The sequence below is a fragment of the Psychrobacter sp. FME13 genome, assembly GCF_014861395.1.
In the GTDB taxonomy this organism is placed as follows: Bacteria; Pseudomonadota; Gammaproteobacteria; order Pseudomonadales; family Moraxellaceae; genus Psychrobacter.
The window spans coordinates 1-18,935 of the sequence record NZ_RRYV01000004.1 but is presented as its reverse complement, the minus strand read 5'-3'; the positions used below and the strand labels follow the sequence as shown (position 1 = coordinate 18,935).

The 18,935-nt window shown below is 41.4% G+C and carries 16 protein-coding genes and 1 tRNA gene; 12 read left to right on the top strand and 5 right to left on the bottom strand.

Annotated elements, in window-relative coordinates; translation table 11 throughout:
* Window positions 1-704 precede the first annotated feature (704 nt).
* The 10 genes from EI164_RS01275 (at window position 705) to EI164_RS01230 (ending at window position 11,841) form a co-directional block, all read left to right on the top strand.
* Window positions 705-1,760 carry a porin gene (locus EI164_RS01275; RefSeq protein WP_192518191.1) on the top strand — a complete coding sequence of 352 codons (1,056 nt, stop codon included), beginning with the start codon at window positions 705-707 and terminating at the stop codon, window positions 1,758-1,760.
* Window positions 1,761-1,953: 193 nt separating this feature from the next.
* The gene (locus EI164_RS01270; protein WP_192518190.1) at window positions 1,954-3,588 is read left to right on the top strand and encodes a CTP synthase; all 1,635 of its coding nucleotides are present in this window, start codon (window positions 1,954-1,956) and stop codon (window positions 3,586-3,588) included.
* A 221-nt stretch (window positions 3,589-3,809) separates the two neighbouring features.
* Window positions 3,810-4,685, top strand: a complete 876-nt coding sequence (kdsA, locus tag EI164_RS01265) for a 3-deoxy-8-phosphooctulonate synthase (RefSeq protein ID WP_192518189.1) — start codon at window positions 3,810-3,812, stop codon at window positions 4,683-4,685.
* A 39-nt stretch (window positions 4,686-4,724) separates the two neighbouring features.
* Entirely contained in the window at window positions 4,725-4,985 is a 261-nt protein-coding gene (locus EI164_RS01260; RefSeq protein ID WP_192518188.1) for a heavy-metal-associated domain-containing protein, read from the top strand.
* Between the two features lie 54 nt (window positions 4,986-5,039).
* Entirely contained in the window at window positions 5,040-5,264 is a 225-nt protein-coding gene (locus tag EI164_RS01255; RefSeq protein ID WP_192518187.1) for a heavy-metal-associated domain-containing protein, read from the top strand.
* A gap of 251 nt (window positions 5,265-5,515) precedes the next feature.
* Window positions 5,516-7,858 carry a heavy metal translocating P-type ATPase gene (locus tag EI164_RS01250; RefSeq protein ID WP_192518186.1) on the top strand — a complete coding sequence of 781 codons (2,343 nt, stop codon included), beginning with the start codon at window positions 5,516-5,518 and terminating at the stop codon, window positions 7,856-7,858.
* Between the two features lie 321 nt (window positions 7,859-8,179).
* Window positions 8,180-9,496, top strand: coding sequence for a phosphopyruvate hydratase (eno, locus tag EI164_RS01245; protein WP_192518185.1), 1,317 nt, complete (start codon window positions 8,180-8,182; stop codon window positions 9,494-9,496).
* A 113-nt stretch (window positions 9,497-9,609) separates the two neighbouring features.
* Entirely contained in the window at window positions 9,610-9,918 is a 309-nt protein-coding gene (locus EI164_RS01240; protein WP_192518184.1) for an FtsB family cell division protein, read from the top strand.
* Window positions 9,919-10,062: 144 nt separating this feature from the next.
* Window positions 10,063-10,806 carry a 2-C-methyl-D-erythritol 4-phosphate cytidylyltransferase gene (gene ispD / locus EI164_RS01235; protein ID WP_192518183.1) on the top strand — a complete coding sequence of 248 codons (744 nt, stop codon included), beginning with the start codon at window positions 10,063-10,065 and terminating at the stop codon, window positions 10,804-10,806.
* 414 nt (window positions 10,807-11,220) lie between these two features.
* On the top strand, window positions 11,221-11,841 hold the full coding sequence (locus tag EI164_RS01230) for a BLUF domain-containing protein (protein WP_192518182.1): 621 nt from the start codon (window positions 11,221-11,223) through the stop codon (window positions 11,839-11,841).
* A 190-nt stretch (window positions 11,842-12,031) separates the two neighbouring features.
* Here the strand turns inward: EI164_RS01230 and EI164_RS01225 are convergent.
* The 4 genes from EI164_RS01225 to pyrC all read right to left on the bottom strand — a co-directional run bounded on the left by EI164_RS01225 (window position 12,032) and on the right by pyrC (window position 14,667).
* Window positions 12,032-12,107: transfer RNA gene (locus tag EI164_RS01225), tRNA-Glu, on the bottom strand.
* 51 nt (window positions 12,108-12,158) lie between these two features.
* Entirely contained in the window at window positions 12,159-12,356 is a 198-nt protein-coding gene (locus tag EI164_RS01220) for a hypothetical protein (RefSeq protein ID WP_192518181.1), read from the bottom strand.
* Window positions 12,357-12,648: 292 nt separating this feature from the next.
* Window positions 12,649-13,350, bottom strand: a complete 702-nt coding sequence (rnt, locus tag EI164_RS01215) for a ribonuclease T (protein WP_192518180.1) — start codon at window positions 13,348-13,350, stop codon at window positions 12,649-12,651.
* Between the two features lie 246 nt (window positions 13,351-13,596).
* Window positions 13,597-14,667, bottom strand: coding sequence for a dihydroorotase (gene pyrC / locus EI164_RS01210; RefSeq protein WP_192518179.1), 1,071 nt, complete (start codon window positions 14,665-14,667; stop codon window positions 13,597-13,599).
* Between the two features lie 374 nt (window positions 14,668-15,041).
* Between pyrC and EI164_RS01205 the strand changes: the two genes are divergently transcribed.
* Complete coding sequence (locus EI164_RS01205; protein ID WP_192518178.1) at window positions 15,042-16,280, top strand: argininosuccinate synthase; 1,239 nt, start codon at window positions 15,042-15,044, stop codon at window positions 16,278-16,280.
* Between the two features lie 315 nt (window positions 16,281-16,595).
* Here the strand turns inward: EI164_RS01205 and EI164_RS01200 are convergent, their stop codons facing one another.
* Window positions 16,596-17,855, bottom strand: coding sequence for a hypothetical protein (locus EI164_RS01200; protein WP_192518177.1), 1,260 nt, complete (start codon window positions 17,853-17,855; stop codon window positions 16,596-16,598).
* 198 nt (window positions 17,856-18,053) lie between these two features.
* On the opposite strand from EI164_RS01200, the gene EI164_RS01195 reads away from it, so the two are divergent.
* Entirely contained in the window at window positions 18,054-18,587 is a 534-nt protein-coding gene (locus tag EI164_RS01195) for a L,D-transpeptidase (protein WP_192518176.1), read from the top strand.
* The last annotated feature ends 348 nt before the right edge of the window (window positions 18,588-18,935 follow it).

Genomic DNA, 18,935 nt, shown 5'->3' with positions numbered 1-18,935 from the left:
ATCCTGACTATTTTTTGAGTTTGGCTGTCGTTTTGGTCACTGTGTTTAAAGTGATGACATGCTTTGATAACATTAGTTTATTTTATCGGTGTTGATATCGGTGTTGATAATAATGTGGCTCGATAGTTGAATCATGGCGCTTGGTCTGGTAATAAGCTCATGTAGCTGAGATCTGTAACAGGGTTTTGTTACAGGACTACAAACATATTATGAGCGATACTTGTTTCGACAGGTATCGCTTTATTTTTGTCTTTTATATGATATTTATGACCACGATGTTATGTTTTTAGTATTTATGCTAATCAATCTTGCCTTTATCTCTTTGAGAAAACAGAGGAATTTTTGTAAAGGCTTACATTCTATAAGGAATATAGTGTTTGCGGATTTCTATATTCAAAAACCAAAAAAATGTGTTGCAAATTATGTCAAAGTTGATATGCTTGTACTCGAAGTATGAGTTTGGTAACGGATGTTACGCAATGGAGTGATAAAGACCAATATTTACATGAATGTTACTTTTTTAATCCCAATCGTGTAAGCCATGGTTTTTTTCATCTTACTGTAATAGAAATTCGCCACACTTGTTCCTGACTAATCTCGGTAGCCAGTTACACATTATATCTTTGAGGATTTGTGACGATACCATTATGAGCACCAGCTAATAATAGCTAGCTTATTACTAAAATTGTAAAGTGGAGATACCCATGAAAAAACTACTTTTAGCTACAGCAGTTGCTGCCCTATCTGTTTCTGCAGCCAACGCCGCTCCTACCGTATATGGTAAAGCCTTTTTAACTTTAGATCTTAATACTGGCGACACTGATACTAAAATTACAAATTATGCTGCTGATGGAAGTGTTACTGGCACATCAAACAGTTCAGTAGATGCAGATGATCGTAGCCAACTAAACTCTAACTCTTCACGTATTGGTCTTAAAGGTTCTGAAGCTTTAACTGCAAACACAGACATCCTTTATCAATTAGAGTATGGTATTGATGTTGATGCTGATGGTGATCAGTTTTATTCACGTGATACCTATCTTGGTTTAGAAAATGCAGAATACGGTACAGTAGTAGCTGGTCGTTTGACTGCTATTGATGACTATGTGAACTATGCCAACGTCACTCAAGGTGGTGTATTAGGTGGTGATAACGTACTAGCGAGCTTTGATGCGCCACGTATCAACAACTCTTTTGCTTACTTCACGCCTGAAAACAACGGTTTACAGTTCATGGCAATGTATGCAATGGACGAAAACAACAGCACTGATACATTAGATCGTGATGGTTTCGGTCTTGGTGCTAAGTATGAAACAGGTCCAATGAACGTTGGTGCTTCTTACATCCAAGCACGTGATGTTAAAGCAGCACGTGATGTTAAAGCAGCACGTGTTAGTGGTAACTATGCAATCAGCCCAGCTGTGACGCTAGGTGCTCTATATCAAAACACTGACTATGATACTGATGACAACGAAAATGCAATCACTATCAGTGGTGAGATGGCTACTGCGACTCCTTGGACTGCCTATGCGCAAGGTGACTTTGTAAACAACTACGCTGGTTTTGAGGATTCTGAAGCTTACCGTGCAGTTGTAGGTGGCAAGTATGCATTCAACGCAGCAACAACTGGTCATATCTACGGTGCTTATGCTGGCGCTGAAGATGAAACTCTTACAACTTATGTAGATGGTACCTCTGATCGTGAAGAAGTAGACTTTGATGGCTTTGGTATCGGTGCTGGTATCGAATACAAATTCTAATCTAACCATTAGAATCTGATTAAAAAAACTCATCCTTCGGGGTGAGTTTTTTTGTTGTGTGGTGTTTTAATGACAGAACAATGTTGATTGCCCATACAAAAAAATAAGAGTTTCAGACAGTTTGCATTTTTGCCCTATATTTTATGGCGTATTTTTAGTAAAATCCTTCTTTACCAATTACCGAAAGAGTACTATGACCAAGTTTATATTTGTGACCGGTGGGGTAGTGTCCTCACTAGGAAAAGGTATCACCGCAGCCTCTCTTGCCGCGATACTCGAAGCACGTGGCGTGACTGTCACGATGACCAAAATGGATCCGTACATCAATGTCGATCCAGGTACGATGAGCCCATTCCAGCATGGTGAAGTGTTCGTTACCGAAGATGGTGCCGAGACAGATTTAGATTTGGGCTATTATGAGCGCTTTTTACGTCATTCAAAGATGAGTAAGAGCAATAACTTCACCAGTGGTCGTATCTATCAAAACGTCTTGAATAAAGAGCGCCGCGGTGAGTATCTCGGCGGTACGGTACAGGTTATCCCGCATATCACTGACGAAATCAAGAGTAAAATCTTGGCCAGTGGTGAAGGTTATGACATCGCTATCATCGAGATTGGTGGTACCGTTGGTGACATCGAATCACTGCCATTCATGGAAGCGGTACGCCAAATGCAAGTAGAGCTTGGCCGTAATAGAGCCATGCTGATGCATTTGACATTAGTGCCTTATATCGCAAGTGCCGGTGAAACCAAAACCAAGCCAACTCAGCATTCAGTGAAAGAGTTGCGCTCTATCGGTCTACAGCCTGATGTACTGATTTGCCGTTCTGAACATCACATTTCACAAGACAATCGCCATAAGATTGCACTATTTACCAATGTAGAAGAGCGTGCGGTTATTATGTGTGAAGATGCTCAAAGCATCTATCAAATACCGCGTACGTTGCATGAGCAAGATCTTGATGATTTGATTTGTGAGCGTTTTGGTCTTGACGTACCAGAAGCAGATTTGAGCGATTGGGATAAAGTGGTTGAAGCGCAGTTGAATCCTGAGACGACGGTTACTGTCGCGATGGTCGGTAAATATGTCGAGCTACCTGATGCTTATAAGTCTATTAACGAAGCATTGCTCCATGCTGGTATCATGCACAAAGCAGACGTCAAGATTGATTATGTCGATGCTGAACGTTTAGAAGATGATGACAGCTTATTGGCGCAGCTCAATGATGCTGATGCTATCCTAGTGCCAGGTGGTTTTGGTGAGCGCGGTACCATTGGTAAAATGAAAGCCATCACTTATGCACGCGAAAACAACGTTCCTTATTTGGGTATCTGTCTGGGTATGCAGTTGGCAGTGATTGAGTATGCGCGCAATGTGCTCAACATTAATGCTAATTCCTCTGAGTTTGATCGTAAGACAGCAGAGCCAATCATCGGTCTTATCACCGAGTGGTTAGATGAGCGCGGTGAGCTACAGATTCGTAATGATGACTCAGATCTTGGTGGTACCATGCGTTTAGGCGCACAGCAAGCCGAATTGGTCGCTGGTAGCAAGTTGAGCCAAATTTATGGTACTAAAAACATCACTGAGCGTCATCGCCACCGTTATGAGATGAACAATCGCTATATCGAGCCACTAGAACAAGCAGGTATGAGCATATCGGGCTATTCTGCCAAGCAGCATTTGGTTGAATCAGTTGAGCTTGCTGACCATCCATGGTTTGTGGCTGTACAATTTCATCCTGAGTTCACCAGCTCGCCACGCGGTGGTCATCCACTGTTTAATAGCTTTGTAAAAGCAGCGAAGAACTATAGCGAAGCGAAATAGCTCAAATCAAGTAGCACTCAACGCTTTTATATTTGCCTAAAAAAAGACTGATTTTCGAATCGGTCTTTTTTTAATCTGCATTTTTAGAGGCAGAAGTATGACTTATATTTCTGATATCTTGCTTGATTGCAGGTGATTACGCTTGAATACTTTTATTAATTGGGCTATCGGTTACAATAGGCGATAGAAATTCAGATAACAATAAATAGGAAGATTGCTTAATGGATAATTTATCAGCAGCACAATCACATATTCAGCTTACGACACCCAGTAATAACACCATTAATATTGGTAATGATCAACCATTTGTGTTGTTCGGTGGTATGAACGTTTTAGAGTCTAGAGAATTGGCGTTTGAGATTGCAGAGCAGTATATTGAGATATGTCAACGTTTGGGGATTGATTATGTCTTTAAGGCCAGCTTCGATAAGGCCAATCGTTCAAGTCTACACTCGTATAGAGGCCCAGGATTGGCGAAAGGCATTGACTGGCTAGGTCAAATAAAAGAAAAGTATCAAGTACCTATTATTACTGACGTTCATGAGCCACATCAAGCAGCACCTGTCGCTGAAGTGGCAGATATTATTCAACTACCTGCTTTTTTATCACGTCAGACGGATTTGGTTCATGCAATGGCAAAGACAGACGCCATTATCAATATCAAAAAAGCCCAGTTTTTAGCACCACATGAGATGCGCCATATCGTCAACAAATGTCTCGAAGGTGGTAATGACCAATTGATACTGTGCGAGCGTGGCAGTGCTTTTGGTTATAACAATCTAGTTGTCGATATGCTTGGTTTTGACACCATGAAGCAGATGGATATCCCTGTATTTTTTGATGTAACGCACAGTTTACAACAGCCTGGTGCGCGTAGTGATAGTGCTGGTGGTCGTCGAGAGCAAATCACCACACTTGCACGTGCAGGTATGGCAACAGGGTTGGCAGGGTTGTTTTTAGAAGCGCACCCAAGTCCTGAAACGGCAAAATGTGATGGCCCTTGTGCATTGCGTATGAGTCAGCTGGAGCCATTTTTGCGTCAGCTTAAGCAGATTGATGACTTGGTCAAAGGTTTTGAAACCCTAGACACTCATTAGCAGTACTTGCTAATAGCATCAGAACAGGAGGGTACTATAATGTCCATGCAAACAGCACAAGTCAGTATTGCAAACATCGATGACGCTGAAGGATTAGATAGCGTGATGACTGCGCTAAAAAATATCACAGGTGTCACCGCTATCGATTTGGATACCGCTCATCATATCGCTATGGTACGTTATGATGATACTCAGACGAGTATTCATGCGCTAACAGCAGCAATTAGTATGGTCGATTATGTGACCCAACCATTTCCTATTGATGCACCACAAAATCCACATTACGATGATGAGTCGTAAAAACTTATTTATTAATACACTTATCTATTCATACATAAAAATAAGGAGCCTAACATGGCAGACCAAACCCATATTATTAAAATTGATGGCATGACTTGCGGTGGTTGCGTAGCCAGTGTCTACAATGCAACTGCTGATATCGATGGCCTAAATGACATTAGTATTGAGCTCATAGACAATCAAGCAACCGTTACTTTTGATGATAGCAAAACCGACGCCGAAGCCATTGTGTCAGCTATCGACGATGCTGGTTTTGACGCGACTGTCGTTCGCTCATAAGTATGGTTTTTTCTTTGAAAAAACCAGCTATCATGGCTGGTTTTTTAATGCTCAAAGGTTGCTGCTATTGGCTTGTCTCTTAGGTTTATATAGATTGCACTAGGTTGCCTGGTATCAAAACCGTTTGAATTCAACGACAGAAAACCTGAGTATTGCGTATTTAGATTTTATTTTTCCACCCACTGATATTTTTATGGCTCATAAGATTTTATAAATGCTATAACGAATAAATGCCATACCGAGTTTTATTTATGAATAATTTTACCTCGCCTGACAATGGTGCTGTCTATGATACTAAAGCTGACAGTCATTCCAGTACACCACTCACACCAAATCGATCACATCTACAACTAGCGATTGATGGTATGACATGTCAGGCCTGCGCTTCACGTATCGAAAAAGTTTTGAACAAAAAACCTGCAGTTTACGAGGTAAGTGTGAATTTTGCAGGTGAGACTGCCAATGTCGATTTTGACTCTACACAAGCCACACCTGAGCAAGTCATGGAATGGGTAAACAAGACAGGTTTTGTGGCCAATATTCAGGCAGGTGATAGCTTGTTTGAGCAAACTACTAAAGATACGGCCACAGAGTATCCTTGGCGATTGATTGGGTTATGGATTTGCTTGGTGCCGTTTTTGGTCGGTATGGTAGGCATGCTGACAGGTTCTGGTATGGCGTGGATGCCACCAATTTGGTTGCAGTTTATCATTGCGACGATTGTACAGTTTGGATTGGCATTGCCATTTTATAAGAGTGCGTGGGCCTCAATTAAAGGCGGTCTTGCCAATATGGACGTACTGGTAGTCATCGGTACAGTAACAATCTGGGCTTATTCAACGTATTTATGGCTGACACATGGTGATGGCAGTTTGAACAGTCTATTGCAAAGTGGTCATGTGGATGCACCTGCGGTATATTTTGAAGCTGGGGTAATGGTCATTGCGTTTGTACGGACAGGTAAGTATCTGGAAGAGCGTACCAAAAAGCAGAGCCTAAACAGTATTGATTTACTATTGTCATTGACCCCTGACGAAGTCGAGCAGCAGCAGCCAAATGGTGATTTTCATAACGTCGCATTAAGAGACGTTCAAGTTGGTGATATTTTGCGTGCAAAGCAAGGTAGCCGAGTAGCGACAGATGGTATTGTTATTGATGGTAGTGGCTGGTGTGTGGAAAGCCATTTAACAGGTGAGTCAGTCCCACTTAAAAAACAAGAGGGCAGTAAACTATTAGCAGGGGCCTTGGTCGAAAACGGTAGCTTACTATATCGCGTCAGTGCTAGAGGCAGTGATACCAAGTTAGGCGATATGGTACAAGCGCTCAGCGATGCACAAGGATCAAAAGCTGATTTAGCGCGTCTTGCCGATAGAGTCACTGCGATTTTTGTCCCTGTTGTCGTAACGATTGCCTTAGTTACCTTTGGTGTCACATGGTGGCTGACAGGTATGGTGGATACGGCATTGATGCATGCGGTGTCAGTATTAGTTATTGCTTGTCCCTGTGCGCTTGGTTTGGCCACGCCAGCCGCTATCATGGCTGGTATGGGTGTCGCCGCCCGTCATGGTGTGTGGTTCAAAGATGCCCAAAGCCTAGAAGCCGCCGGTAACATTGATACTGTTGTTATGGATAAAACAGGTACGCTAACTATTGGTAAGCCGACTATCGTTGATCATGTGATGGTAGATAAATCGCTTGTTGTTGATGATGTTTTGCAACTTGCAGCTAGTGTGGAAGCGCATGCCAGTCACCCGCTAGCGACAGCGTTAGTTGATACGGCAAATAATCGTCATTTGCCATTGATGAGTGTGACCGATATTAGTGTTATCAAAGGTGCTGGTATACAAGCGCATATTGATGGACTTGGACTTATCAAGGTTGGTACGGCAGCGTTTGCTAATTTGACGCTGCCCAAGCTGATGCCCAAAGCATGGCAAGTTGCCAGCACCGTTGCAGTTAGCATCAACGATGAAGCACTAGGTGCTTTTGCTTTGGCGGATGATCTAAAAGTTGATACGCCACAAGCAGTCGCAGCATTACAGTCTGCTGGTATCAACGTGATTTTGATGAGTGGTGATAAGCAGTCCGTCGTCGATCATGTGGCAGGGCAGCTGGGTATCAAGCAAGCGTACGGTAAGATGAGTCCACGTGATAAAGCGAGTCAAATTGCCTTGTTACAAACTGCTGGTCATAAAGTGGCGATGGCAGGAGATGGTGTTAACGATGCGCCAGCAATGGCAACAGCCGATGCCAGCTTTGCAATGTTTGAGGGTACTGATGTGGCGCAGCACAGTGCCTCTGCACGATTGATGGGCGAGTCGCTCATGCATATTGATGCTGCTCAAAAAATTGCTCAAGCGACATTGCACAATATTAAACAAAATTTATTTTTTGCCTTTATTTATAATTGTATTGGTATCCCGCTTGCCGCTTTTGGTTTTTTAAATCCTATGATTGCCGCTGCTGCTATGGCGCTCAGTTCTATCTCAGTATTGATAAATGCACTGCGATTGACAAAATTTAAGACAGAGGTGGAGCTGGAGAATACCGTCTCTAACGCTCACACTGATATCGCGGCTTCGACGAAAACATAAGTAATATCTCATTATTAATATCATTGCCAATTGACCAGTCCATTTACGTCTACTATCGTTACTCATCTGTAATTTTATGGGCGTAAGTTGGTGTAAGGTAAAGGAAGTTTAGTAAAATTTATGCTATGATGCCACGCACTATAGCCAGCTTTTGATATGCTAAACAAACCTTTAATCGTACTCAGACTTGGCCGATTTTACAAATATGTAAAGCTGTTTTAAGTACATGTGCTATATGATATTTTGCTTTATCTTTTTTGTATTCTAGTTGCCGTTATTTATCCCATAAACTTGGCATGACCAAAGGAATTAACAGACATTATGTACGCTGAAGAAACCACCAACGTTACTGCAATTAAAGACATTCGTGCACGTGAGATTTTAGACTCGCGCGGTAACCCGACGATTGAAGCCGATGTTATTTTGGCTGATGGCACTATTGGCCGTGCTGCTGCACCAAGTGGTGCTTCTACTGGCTCACGTGAAGCGCTTGAACTGCGTGATGGCGACAAAGATCGCTACATGGGTAAAGGCGTCAAAAAAGCTGTTGCCAACGTCAATAGCCAAATTCGTAGCGCTCTACTGGACAAAGACGTGACAGAACAGCAAAGCATTGACGATGCAATGATCGCGCTAGATGGCACAGAGAACAAAGACAATCTTGGTGCCAATGCGATGCTAGCTGTATCGCTGGCTACTGCTAAAGCTGCTGCTAAATCACAAAATTTGCCATTACATCAGTACATTGCCAATATGCGCAATCAGACATCACTGACGATGCCTGTACCGATGATGAATATCTTAAACGGTGGCGAGCATGCGGACAATACCGTCGATATCCAAGAGTTTATGATTGAGCCAGTTGGGTTTACGAGCTTCTCAGAAGCGCTACGTGCGGGTACAGAGATTTTTCACAGTTTAAAATCAGTGTTAAAGTCACAAGGCTTGAATACCGCTGTTGGTGATGAAGGCGGCTTTGCACCAAACTTGCGTAGCAATGAAGAAGCCATCACCGTCATCATGCAAGCGATTGAGCAAGTTGGCTATAAAGCAGGTGAAGATATTCATCTAGCGTTAGATTGTGCGGCCAGCGAATTTTATAAAAACGGTCAGTATGTTTTGGCAGGTGAAGGCAATAAAGCCTTTGATAGCCAAGGTTTTTCAGACTACCTGGTTGGGCTAGCGCGTCAATACCCTATTATCTCTATCGAAGATGGTCTTGATGAGTCTGACTGGGATGGTTGGAAGTATTTGACTGAGCAGATTGGTGATAAAGTCCAACTGGTTGGTGATGATTTGTTTGTGACCAACCCTGCTATTTTGCAAGAAGGTATTGATAAGAAAATCGCTAACGCAATTTTGATTAAGTTTAACCAAATTGGCACTTTGTCAGAAACACTAGATGCGATTTATCTTGCGAAGAACAACGGCTATGCAACGATTATCTCACACCGATCAGGTGAGACTGAAGACAGCACCATTGCAGACCTAGCCGTTGGTACAGCAGCAGGTCAGATCAAAACGGGATCACTATGCCGTTCAGATCGCGTTGCAAAATACAATCAGCTGCTACGTATCGAGCAGCAAGTGCGTGCAAGCTATCGTGGCCGTGAAGAGTTTATCGGCCTACGTGGTTAATAAGTTGGGTGGGAAAATGAGCGATATATCATCACTGCTATGAGGATATATCGCTCAACCAGCATACCTTAACTTTAATTTACTGTCTCTCTATCGTTTGGCGTTACCAATTTATGAAATACTTTAGCCAATTTATCCTACTTGCTTTAGCCGTTGCCGTACTTTTAGGATTGCAATATCAGTATTGGCTGGGTGAAAACGGTCGTTTCGAGCATAATAAACTAACGGCGCAAATCGAAGAGCAGCAAAATTTAAATGACAATCAAGTGGCTGCAAATAATTTACTACGTACTGACGTATATGATCTAAAAACTGGTCTTGAGGCAGTAGAAGAACACGCTCGCTTAGACTTAGGCTTGATTAAACCAAATGAGACGTTTGTACAAGTATCAACCGCACCAACGACTCATAGCCGTTACTGAGCACTCTTACTTTTCTAAAAGATTTTATCTCTCGTTATCTATAATAAAGTCACTATTCATCTAAAAGTCTTTACTTACCTTATTTCTCCTTAGTCATTCTGTCATGGGTTTCAGCCATGATGGCTGTTTTTTGAGTATCATCTTATGAACACCACACCTCATGTACATGCCATGATCGTTGCAGCTGGTCGCGGTAATCGTTTTGGATCGTCTATAGCCAAACAATATACTATGTTGCAAGAGCAAACATTGTTACAGCATAGTGTGGCAAGGCTTGCTTGTAGTATTTATATTGATAAGTGTTTATTGGTAATAGCAGCAGATGACACTACAGCTGGCACACTCGATTTTGGGCTACCAATACATTATGCTATTGGTGGAGCTGAGCGTTGGCAGTCAGTACAGGCAGGCGTAGAGGCAATTAGTAAAGCAGGTGCTGCTGATTCAGACTTGGTGCTGATTCATGATGCGGCACGTCCTGCTGTACCCATTCATGATATTGATAACGTTATTGAAGCGGCGATGATAGAGCCTTATGGTGCTATCTTAGCGACTCCTGTAGCAGATACCCTAAAAGAGGCTTATCTTCAGTCTAACGCTCAAAATAAGCTTATAAATAGCACTCACTCTTATGCTAAATGCACGATAGATCGTCGTCATATGTGGCAAGCACAAACGCCGCAAGTATTTCGCTTAGGTCAATTACAGCAAGTCCTTGCACATGTCGCTGAGTATCAACTAGATATTACCGATGAAGCCAGTGCTTTTGAGCACTTAGCGCTACCTATTCGACTAGTGACAGGCAGTCGTCAAAACATCAAACTCACTTATCCTGATGATGCCACATTGTTGGCTGCTATTCTGGCTACTCAAACACAGTCATCTTGACGTATTGCTAATAGGATCTAACTGAATCATGCTTTTGGCCAAGTTATATGACTATCGCTTGAGTTGAGGACATCCCCTAATATAAATGAGAAATCACTTACTCTTTCACAGTACTTTTCTATTATTAAATCCAAAAAGTCTTCTCTAAAAATACGTTTGTGGTTGCTCAACCCCCCTTTAGAATAGATATTTTTTATAGATTAATGTTTGTTATTGGTGTAATGTAAACAGATATTGCTTTGATGACGAAACTAGCCTATGATGTAACCAACTTAATACAATTAATATAAACATTTATAAAATCAATAATATACCAGACTGGTTTGATGCTTCTTAAAGTCTTGTCTCTATGTTTTTTTCTAAAGTTAGTATGGTTGTCTTAGCTGCATTTATCTAAAAATAGGGAGAAGGGAGTTGTCAACAATCAATGATTCGACAAATCCAGTAACGACAGGTCTTTGCCAGTTTGTATACATAAGTAAAATTACATCGACTGGCCTTTCAAGCCCTAGTACGCTTAATGACATCTCGGAGGGTTCTATTGCACGTAATAGGGCTGACAACATCACGGGCATTCTCTGTTATGGTAATGGCTACTTCTTGCAGTATATAGAAGGCTCAGAGCAGGATCTAACCAACCTAAAAAATCGTCTATTAGTAGACGGTAGACATAAAGAGCTGCAGATTTTAGACTTTTCAAAAATTAGCCAGCGCCGTTTTACAGATTGGTCGCTACGTTCAATCACGCTTGAGCGTTGGATGATAAAAGAGCCAGAACTGAAAAAGTTTATGCCATTTCAGCCGTATGAATGGGCCCCAAATGAATGGCCAGCGTTTTTAGATATCCTACAAGGGTATTATGAAGAACAAGTGAAAATTGGCAATACTGATACACCGCCTATCAAGTACAGCACACTAGGTGTGACATTGAGCAAGGTGATTGGTCAACATCAAGCGTTCTTTTTGATTCAAACTGTACTTGGGTTAATGATCATTCTAACAGTGTTATGGTTGGTATTATCAGATAAAGTTTGATAGATATTGTTATGATAGACACTACAAGGTTAGTTATTAATCATTCTGACCTTAAAAAGGATAGCGTTGTTAAAATTTAAGCATAAAAAAACCCCACTCATAATATTTTATGAGTGGGGTTTTTGGTGGTTTACTTATTAGTCTTATCAAATACTTTAATATATCTTTGCTAACAAGTGACGCCAAATAGTGGCGTCCCCAGGGGGATTCGAACCCCCGTTACCGCCGTGAAAGGGCGGTGTCCTAGGCCTCTAGACGATGGGGACTAGTACAACACCTCAGCTGCTTTCACCATTTATGCCGAAGTGGTGCGTATTCTAATGGCGTCTGCGTTTTCTGTCAAGCCTTTTTTTTCGTCTTTTTAAAATTAAATATCTTTTTTTGATTGCGCGGCGAGGATGTAGGTCTTTACGCTTTAAATGGTAGCGAATCCATAAAGAAGTACAAGCGCTAATGGTCAACGCGAGTAGCATATAACCGATGATAGTTCCCCATAATTTTAATTGTGGATCCATGATAAAGTCCCTTCTATTGAGCCTTGTAGCATTTACAACATTTGCTATCAAGGTAGCGTGGGCAACTTAAACCATCTATAGGATACAACGACACCATCTTAGAGTGCTTTTATAGGTTGACGGCTCGTTTATGGGTTGTGAATAGTTTTAAGTCATATTCAATCGTTAAACGAGGGGGCTTTTCAGTCATGATACCAATCATATCCCTATTGATTGTAAAATCAAGATGTTAAAGTCATCAAGTATTACAAATAGCACTATTATGAGCGGTTGGCAATATAGGATATGTGACTTACTGACTGTCACTGTCGGATAATTCATCCGTACTGTCTTCGTTATGCATCGCATTCGCTAGCATTGGATAGTGGTTCAGAATATGACAAAACAGCTCAGCAGTCTTTTGCGTATCATATAGTGCAGAGTGAGCGTCTTTACCATCAAAATCTAGTCCTGCTGCTTTACAAGCACGTGCTAATACGGTTTGACCAAATGCCAGTGCAGATAATGTCACGGTGTCAAATACTGAGAAATTATGGAATGGATTGTGGTTTTTGCTATTGGTACGTAGCACGGCAGCATTTAAAAAGGCTAGGTCAAAATGGGCATTGTGTCCGATCAGTACGCACTGACGGCATTCTTCGCTACGACGCACTTCCTTTAAACCCTTAAAAATACGGCGTAACGCAGTTTTTTCATCTTCAGCAATGGCTTTACGCAGTGGGTTGTTTGGATCGATACCTGTAAAAGAGAGAGCACTTGGCTCTAAATTTGCGCCTTCAAAAGGTTCAACATGGGCATTGAATGCTTCGCCTGGATAAAACACACCTTGCTCATTCAGTAGCACTGGAATACAGGCAATTTCTAATAAAGCATCTGTTTGTGCATTAAAACCTGCTGTTTCAACATCGACGACGACAGGCAAAAATTTACGAAAACGTTCTTTTAAACGCATTGGGGTTTGTTCGTCTGTTGCAGCATCATTTTGAGTGGTCATATAAAGTTAAATCACTTTTATCAGTCATAAAGTCAATTTAATATAAAAGAATGACAGCGCTAACCTCGCTTGAGGTGTCATATCTACCTACTGAGGTTAGTCGCTTTGATCTTATTTTAAATTGAATCAACAATACGGTTATATTTAGTTAAACAACAAGCATCTGATGATGGATGTCACACTGCCTATTACAAAGACAGGGTGTCCATCATAGAGTTAAAAATAGAGAGTTCTGCGGTATTTTCTTTATGCTTTAATAGACCAAGGCAGCATCTCACCTGCCATGAGTGGGGTCACAGTGCCACCGTCAAAGTAGGGATAAGCGGTTGGGACTTGCATAGGCGTATTAACAAGGGTGATAGTGCTCTCATTTAATGGCATACCGTAAAATTGGGCGCCAAAGCGACTGGCAAAACCCTCTAGCTTATCTATTTTACCAACACTATCAAAAGCAGTGGCATACAGTGACAAAGCGTGAGCAGCGCTATAGCAGCCAGCACAACCACAAGCAGCTTCTTTCTTATCTGTCGCATGTGGCGCAGAGTCAGTGCCTAAAAAGAATTTTGGACTACCACTGGTTGCAACATCTAATAGTACTTTTTGGTGACTTTCACGCTTTAAGATAGGCAAGCAATAAAAATGTGGTTTGATACCACCAACCAATAAGTGATTACGGTTAAACATCAAATGCTGCGGGGTGATAGTAGCAGCAATGTTATTACCTTGAGCCAATACAAAGTCGGCTGCATCACTGGTGGTAATGTGTTCGACGACAATTTTTAATGCAGGAAATTTGGCGATTATTTGAGCAAGTACTTCGTCTAAAAACCGTTTTTCACGGTCAAAAATATCCACATGGTTTTGAGTGACTTCACCATGTATGAGTAAGGGCATGTTGTATTTTTCTAGCGCATCAAACACATCGACGCAGGCATTTATATCTGTCACGCCATCAGTAGAGTTGGTAGTGGCACCCGCAGGATAAAGTTTAACGGCTTGTACGATACCCGATTTGGCTGCCATCTCGATATCGTGTGCGGTAGTTTTATCTGTTAGGTATAAAGTCATACGTGGATCAAACGCCGTTTTGCGCTCAGTGCTCAAATCGCTAGCTTCAAGATGAGCCATGATACGTGCGCGGTAGGCTAAGGCGTCATCGATATTCTTGACGGGCGGTACTAGGTTTGGCATGCAAATGACGCGATTAAAGCTATTTGCTGCATGCGGTACTGTTGTACTTAGGGCATTACCGTCGCGTAAGTGAATATGCCAGTCATCTGGTTGAAGGATGGTCAACTCTCTAATTGAATCAGTCATAATGTTATAGCGCTCTATGTCGTCATATACAGGAAGTAAAAGGGAGTAGTACTATGTTGCTATCATAACAGATTTGCCCACTTGACTAAATATGTGGCTAACTATCTATCTATGCATAATTTATTATTCGCTCTGTGAGATGATTAGAATATTTGCTTATATACTATTAGAGTGTGACCATATCGTCATCACGAGGTTCTTTGGTAAGAATAAGGAAAACCTTATATATCCAATATTTAAGTCGAAACCTTGCCGCCTTAGGGCAGTTGTACTTTTGCCCATAGCAAATATGATGTACACTGAGCAGGTAATTTATCTTTTGATTTTATCTTAACGTTGCTACTAAAACTAAATGCTCATAATAGGAGTTATTCATGGCTCAACTTGATCCAAAAAATATTAATAAAATCGTTTTGGCCTATTCTGGAGGCCTTGATACCTCTATCATCGCTAAATGGCTACAAGAAACCTATGATGCAGAAGTCATTACTTTTACCGCTGATATCGGTCAAGGTGAAGAAGTTGAGCCGGCACGTGCTAAAGCGAAAGCCATGGGTATAAAGCATATTCACATCGAAGATTTGCGTGAAGAGTTTGCCCGTGATTATGTGTTTCCAATGTTCCGTGCCAATGCTATCTACGAAGGTGAGTACTTGCTTGGCACGTCTATCGCACGTCCGTTGATTGCCAAGCGTTTGGTAGAAATCGCCAAAGAACACAACGCTGATGCTATTAGTCATGGCGCAACTGGTAAAGGAAACGATCAAGTGCGTTTTGAGCTTGGTGCTGTTGCCTTATCACCAGATGTGGTTACCATTGCTCCTTGGCGCGAATGGGACTTGTCTAGCCGCGAAAGCTTGATGAATTATGCCGAAGAGCATGACATTGCAATTGATTATGCGGGCAATAAGAAAAAATCTCCGTACTCAATGGATGCCAATCTTTTGCATATCTCTTATGAAGGCGGCATTTTAGAAGATCCGTATGCTGAAGCAGAAGAAGATATGTGGCGTTGGTCAGTCAGTCCAGAACAAGCACCTGACGAAGCACAGTATTTAGAGTTGGAATACAAAAAAGGTGATATCGTTGCTATCGATGGTGAAGCGCTCAAGCCTTTTGAAGTGATGATTAAGCTAAATGAGCTTGGTGGTAAGCACGGTATTGGTCGTTTGGATATCGTAGAAAACCGTTACGTTGGTATGAAGTCACGCGGTTGCTATGAGACACCAGCTGGTACGATTATGCTAAAAGCGCACCGCGGTATTGAGTCGTTGACTCTTGATCGTGAAGCGGCGCATCTAAAAGACGAGTTGATGCCACGCTACGCTAAAACTATCTACAATGGCTATTGGTTCAGTCCTGAACGTGTCATGTTGCAAGAGCTAATCGACAAGTCTCAAGAGTACGTCAACGGCACCGTGCGTGTGAAGTTATATAAAGGTAGTGTTAGTGTTGTAGGTCGTAAGTCTGCAGACTCATTGTTTGATGAAAAAATCGCAACGTTCGAGGATGATGCTGGTGCTTATGATCAAAAAGATGCGGAAGGATTTATCCGTCTAAATGGCCTACGTCTAGCTATCGAAGCCAGCCGTGGTCGCGATTTATCAAAATAACACCAAACCTGAAAGATGGGATAGTGTAATCTTATTTGATTGTTTGTAGTTAAATAAGAAATTAAATCGTAAACAAAAAAGCAGAGGCCTATATGTATAGTGCCTCTGTTTTTTATTGTTGATGAGAGCTTATTAAGGTGTGTTTGATATGCACAATTTGATATTCACAAATAGGCACTGCTGATTCTTAATGATTAGTAAAACGGCTTCAGACAAGGCATAAAATGATGCCTTAACGAAGTTTCTAGTAACCATTTTATCTTTCATTAACGTCTTATAGATAGCCATTACTAGATAGCGACTATTTGGTCTTAGCTACTCGGTTTTTTCTACCTCTGCACTATCAGTATCATCATCGTCTACTCTTACGATGGCTACATCTTGTGATTGGCGTTCTTCAATAGCTTCTTGCTCTAATACTTCTTCTACTGCAAGCTTAGTACCATCAGCTTTTTTTATCTGGTATTTAAAGGTTGCAAGTGCCCCCAATACACTGATAACTAGAATGATAATGATAATAACAGGGTTTTTCCAAAGTGGCGTTGTTGGCTCATACTCAATCGGTTTTTCACTAATCGTGGTTGGAGTGTTGTCGCTATTACCGCCGATTAGTCCGAGGCTAACCAAAGGTGGTTTTGGCGGATTGATAGGTTCGGATGTAATCCGTAACCGGTTTCGACTAAGATAGATGTCAGAGATTTTTGCGAGTTGTAATAACCAACGTTGATGTGGCAAGGCAATATCGTGCATGTCTGCAAATACCAGCATGTCATTATGGCGCCCTTGCTGCAGGTTGTCTGGTGAGCGACCAATGGCTTTTAAATAGTTACCTGTTGCCAGCTGCATGTCTTGTACGGGTTCATGATTTTCAGGTTTGAAAGCTGTTAGCTCGTACCAGTAATGGTCGAAAGGCGGGGGAGTGCTTGATAGCTGCTCTATACTTGAAAGGTCAGTATCTGCAGAGTCTTTTGTTTTTATAGAGTTTTCAGCAGTTGCTATAGCCTCTTGGCTTTCATTATTTGCCAGTTCGGTTGACAAATTTTCGGGTTTACTGACGGTAAACCGAGCTGATGATAAAAACTGTGGCTGTAATGCAAACCACTTGTTGATTTCATCATTATCAAGTTGACTATATTCTGCCAAAATAGCCAACTCACGGAGTACAATCACGCATAAAGATGTCAGTAAAATTTGGATTTGTTGTGTCGTTGTACCCACTTGTTTGGCGATATAATCGCTCGCTTTAATGACTCGAGCATTATCATAAAATATGGCATCTGCAGCATCGTGGCGATGATATAGCGCCGCACTAATGGTTGCAAAATTCATAGAATTATACTGTCGCAGTTCTTTGACAGCACCACGTCCAAACAGCTTTTTGCTTACTGTTTGACCATCTTGGTGTTGCTGATACGCAAGTAGCGCGCTAATAATTGCCTGTAAACTGGCATCCATGGCTAAACGCGCTTGTGGTAAAGAAAGCTTTGCGGTATCTGCCAATAATGACACCATAGGTATGGTATCTTGATATAGAAAATCATACATCGACACACGTGTCGGTGAAATAGTCGTCATAATCTGCTAGCATCAAAAAGTGTGCCTCTATATTACGGTGCCAAAAGCCTTGATACAATCCCTTAATACTAGAAATTTTCAATCATTTTGTTTGAGGTGTATCATCTTATGATCTATGTACAAATGGTAAATTTCACAATCTAAAGCATGACATGCCAAAGAGTATGATAAATATATAAATGGCCTCAGGAATACCCCATGACAAATAACAGAAATATTGCCACGCGGTTAATCATTAGCATTGCCCAGCAAACCCTCACCGTCTATCAACAAAATAAAGAACTCGCTCAATATCAGATATCTACTGCAAAAAACGGTATTGGTGCTCAACAAGATAGCGGTTGTACACCACTTGGACAGCATGTCATTGCAGAAAAAATAGGTGGCAGTGAACCTATTAAGGCTGTGTTTGTCGGGAGAGTACCGACGGGCGAGATATATAGTGCTGATCTTGGTAAGTTACACCCTGAGCGAGACTGGATATTAAGCCGTATTTTATGGTTGAGCGGTTTGGAAGCAGGTGTTAATAAGGGTAGTAATAGTAACGGTGGTTGTGATACTTACCAGCGTTATATTTATATTCACGGTACACCAGATACTGAACCGATGGGTACGCCTCTCTCTCATGGCTGTATACGTATGCGCAATGAAGACATCGTAAAGCTGTTCGAACAAGTCGAAGAAGAGACGTCAGTGAATATTGTAGACAGCTTAAATGACACTTTAAAATAAAATGGTACTTTAAAATAAAATGGCACCTTGAAATAATAGGAAGTCAGATAGCATAAGGCTGGCTCTTTATATGCAAATATCCAAACGCTCATAAATCGACAGCAAACCTTTAATGAATTAGGGATTGTTATCTTAAAAACTCCTGTTGATTTTTAAATTTTATGATGTGGTTTCTGTGTAATGATTACTAAAGATATTTATGCCAAACATTACTTATCTAAAGCACATTCAACTATAAATTGAGGACAGTTATTATGTCTAAAGAAACATTAGGGGCTGTATAGAATTGGGAAATAGTTGAAAAAAATAAGCAACGCCTTACACTCTTGTTTACCACAACAAAGAGAA

Excerpts from the sequence above, each read along its gene's own strand:
- EI164_RS01220 (WP_192518181.1), bottom strand. The coding sequence starts at position 12,356 with ATGGATCCACAATTAAAATTATGGGGAACTATCATCGGTTATATGCTA.
- rnt (WP_192518180.1), bottom strand. The coding sequence starts at position 13,350 with ATGACCACTCAAAATGATGCTGCAACAGACGAACAAACCCCAATGCGT.
- EI164_RS01205 (WP_192518178.1), top strand. The coding sequence starts at position 15,042 with ATGGCTCAACTTGATCCAAAAAATATTAATAAAATCGTTTTGGCCTAT.
- pyrC (WP_192518179.1), bottom strand. The coding sequence starts at position 14,667 with ATGACTGATTCAATTAGAGAGTTGACCATCCTTCAACCAGATGACTGG.
- EI164_RS01200 (WP_192518177.1), bottom strand. The coding sequence starts at position 17,855 with ATGACGACTATTTCACCGACACGTGTGTCGATGTATGATTTTCTATAT.
- EI164_RS01275 (WP_192518191.1), top strand. The coding sequence starts at position 705 with ATGAAAAAACTACTTTTAGCTACAGCAGTTGCTGCCCTATCTGTTTCT.
- EI164_RS01270 (WP_192518190.1), top strand. The coding sequence starts at position 1,954 with ATGACCAAGTTTATATTTGTGACCGGTGGGGTAGTGTCCTCACTAGGA.
- EI164_RS01260 (WP_192518188.1), top strand. The coding sequence starts at position 4,725 with ATGTCCATGCAAACAGCACAAGTCAGTATTGCAAACATCGATGACGCT.
- EI164_RS01250 (WP_192518186.1), top strand. The coding sequence starts at position 5,516 with ATGAATAATTTTACCTCGCCTGACAATGGTGCTGTCTATGATACTAAA.
- EI164_RS01195 (WP_192518176.1), top strand. The coding sequence starts at position 18,054 with ATGACAAATAACAGAAATATTGCCACGCGGTTAATCATTAGCATTGCC.
- ispD (WP_192518183.1), top strand. The coding sequence starts at position 10,063 with ATGAACACCACACCTCATGTACATGCCATGATCGTTGCAGCTGGTCGC.
- EI164_RS01240 (WP_192518184.1), top strand. The coding sequence starts at position 9,610 with ATGAAATACTTTAGCCAATTTATCCTACTTGCTTTAGCCGTTGCCGTA.
- EI164_RS01255 (WP_192518187.1), top strand. The coding sequence starts at position 5,040 with ATGGCAGACCAAACCCATATTATTAAAATTGATGGCATGACTTGCGGT.
- eno (WP_192518185.1), top strand. The coding sequence starts at position 8,180 with ATGTACGCTGAAGAAACCACCAACGTTACTGCAATTAAAGACATTCGT.
- kdsA (WP_192518189.1), top strand. The coding sequence starts at position 3,810 with ATGGATAATTTATCAGCAGCACAATCACATATTCAGCTTACGACACCC.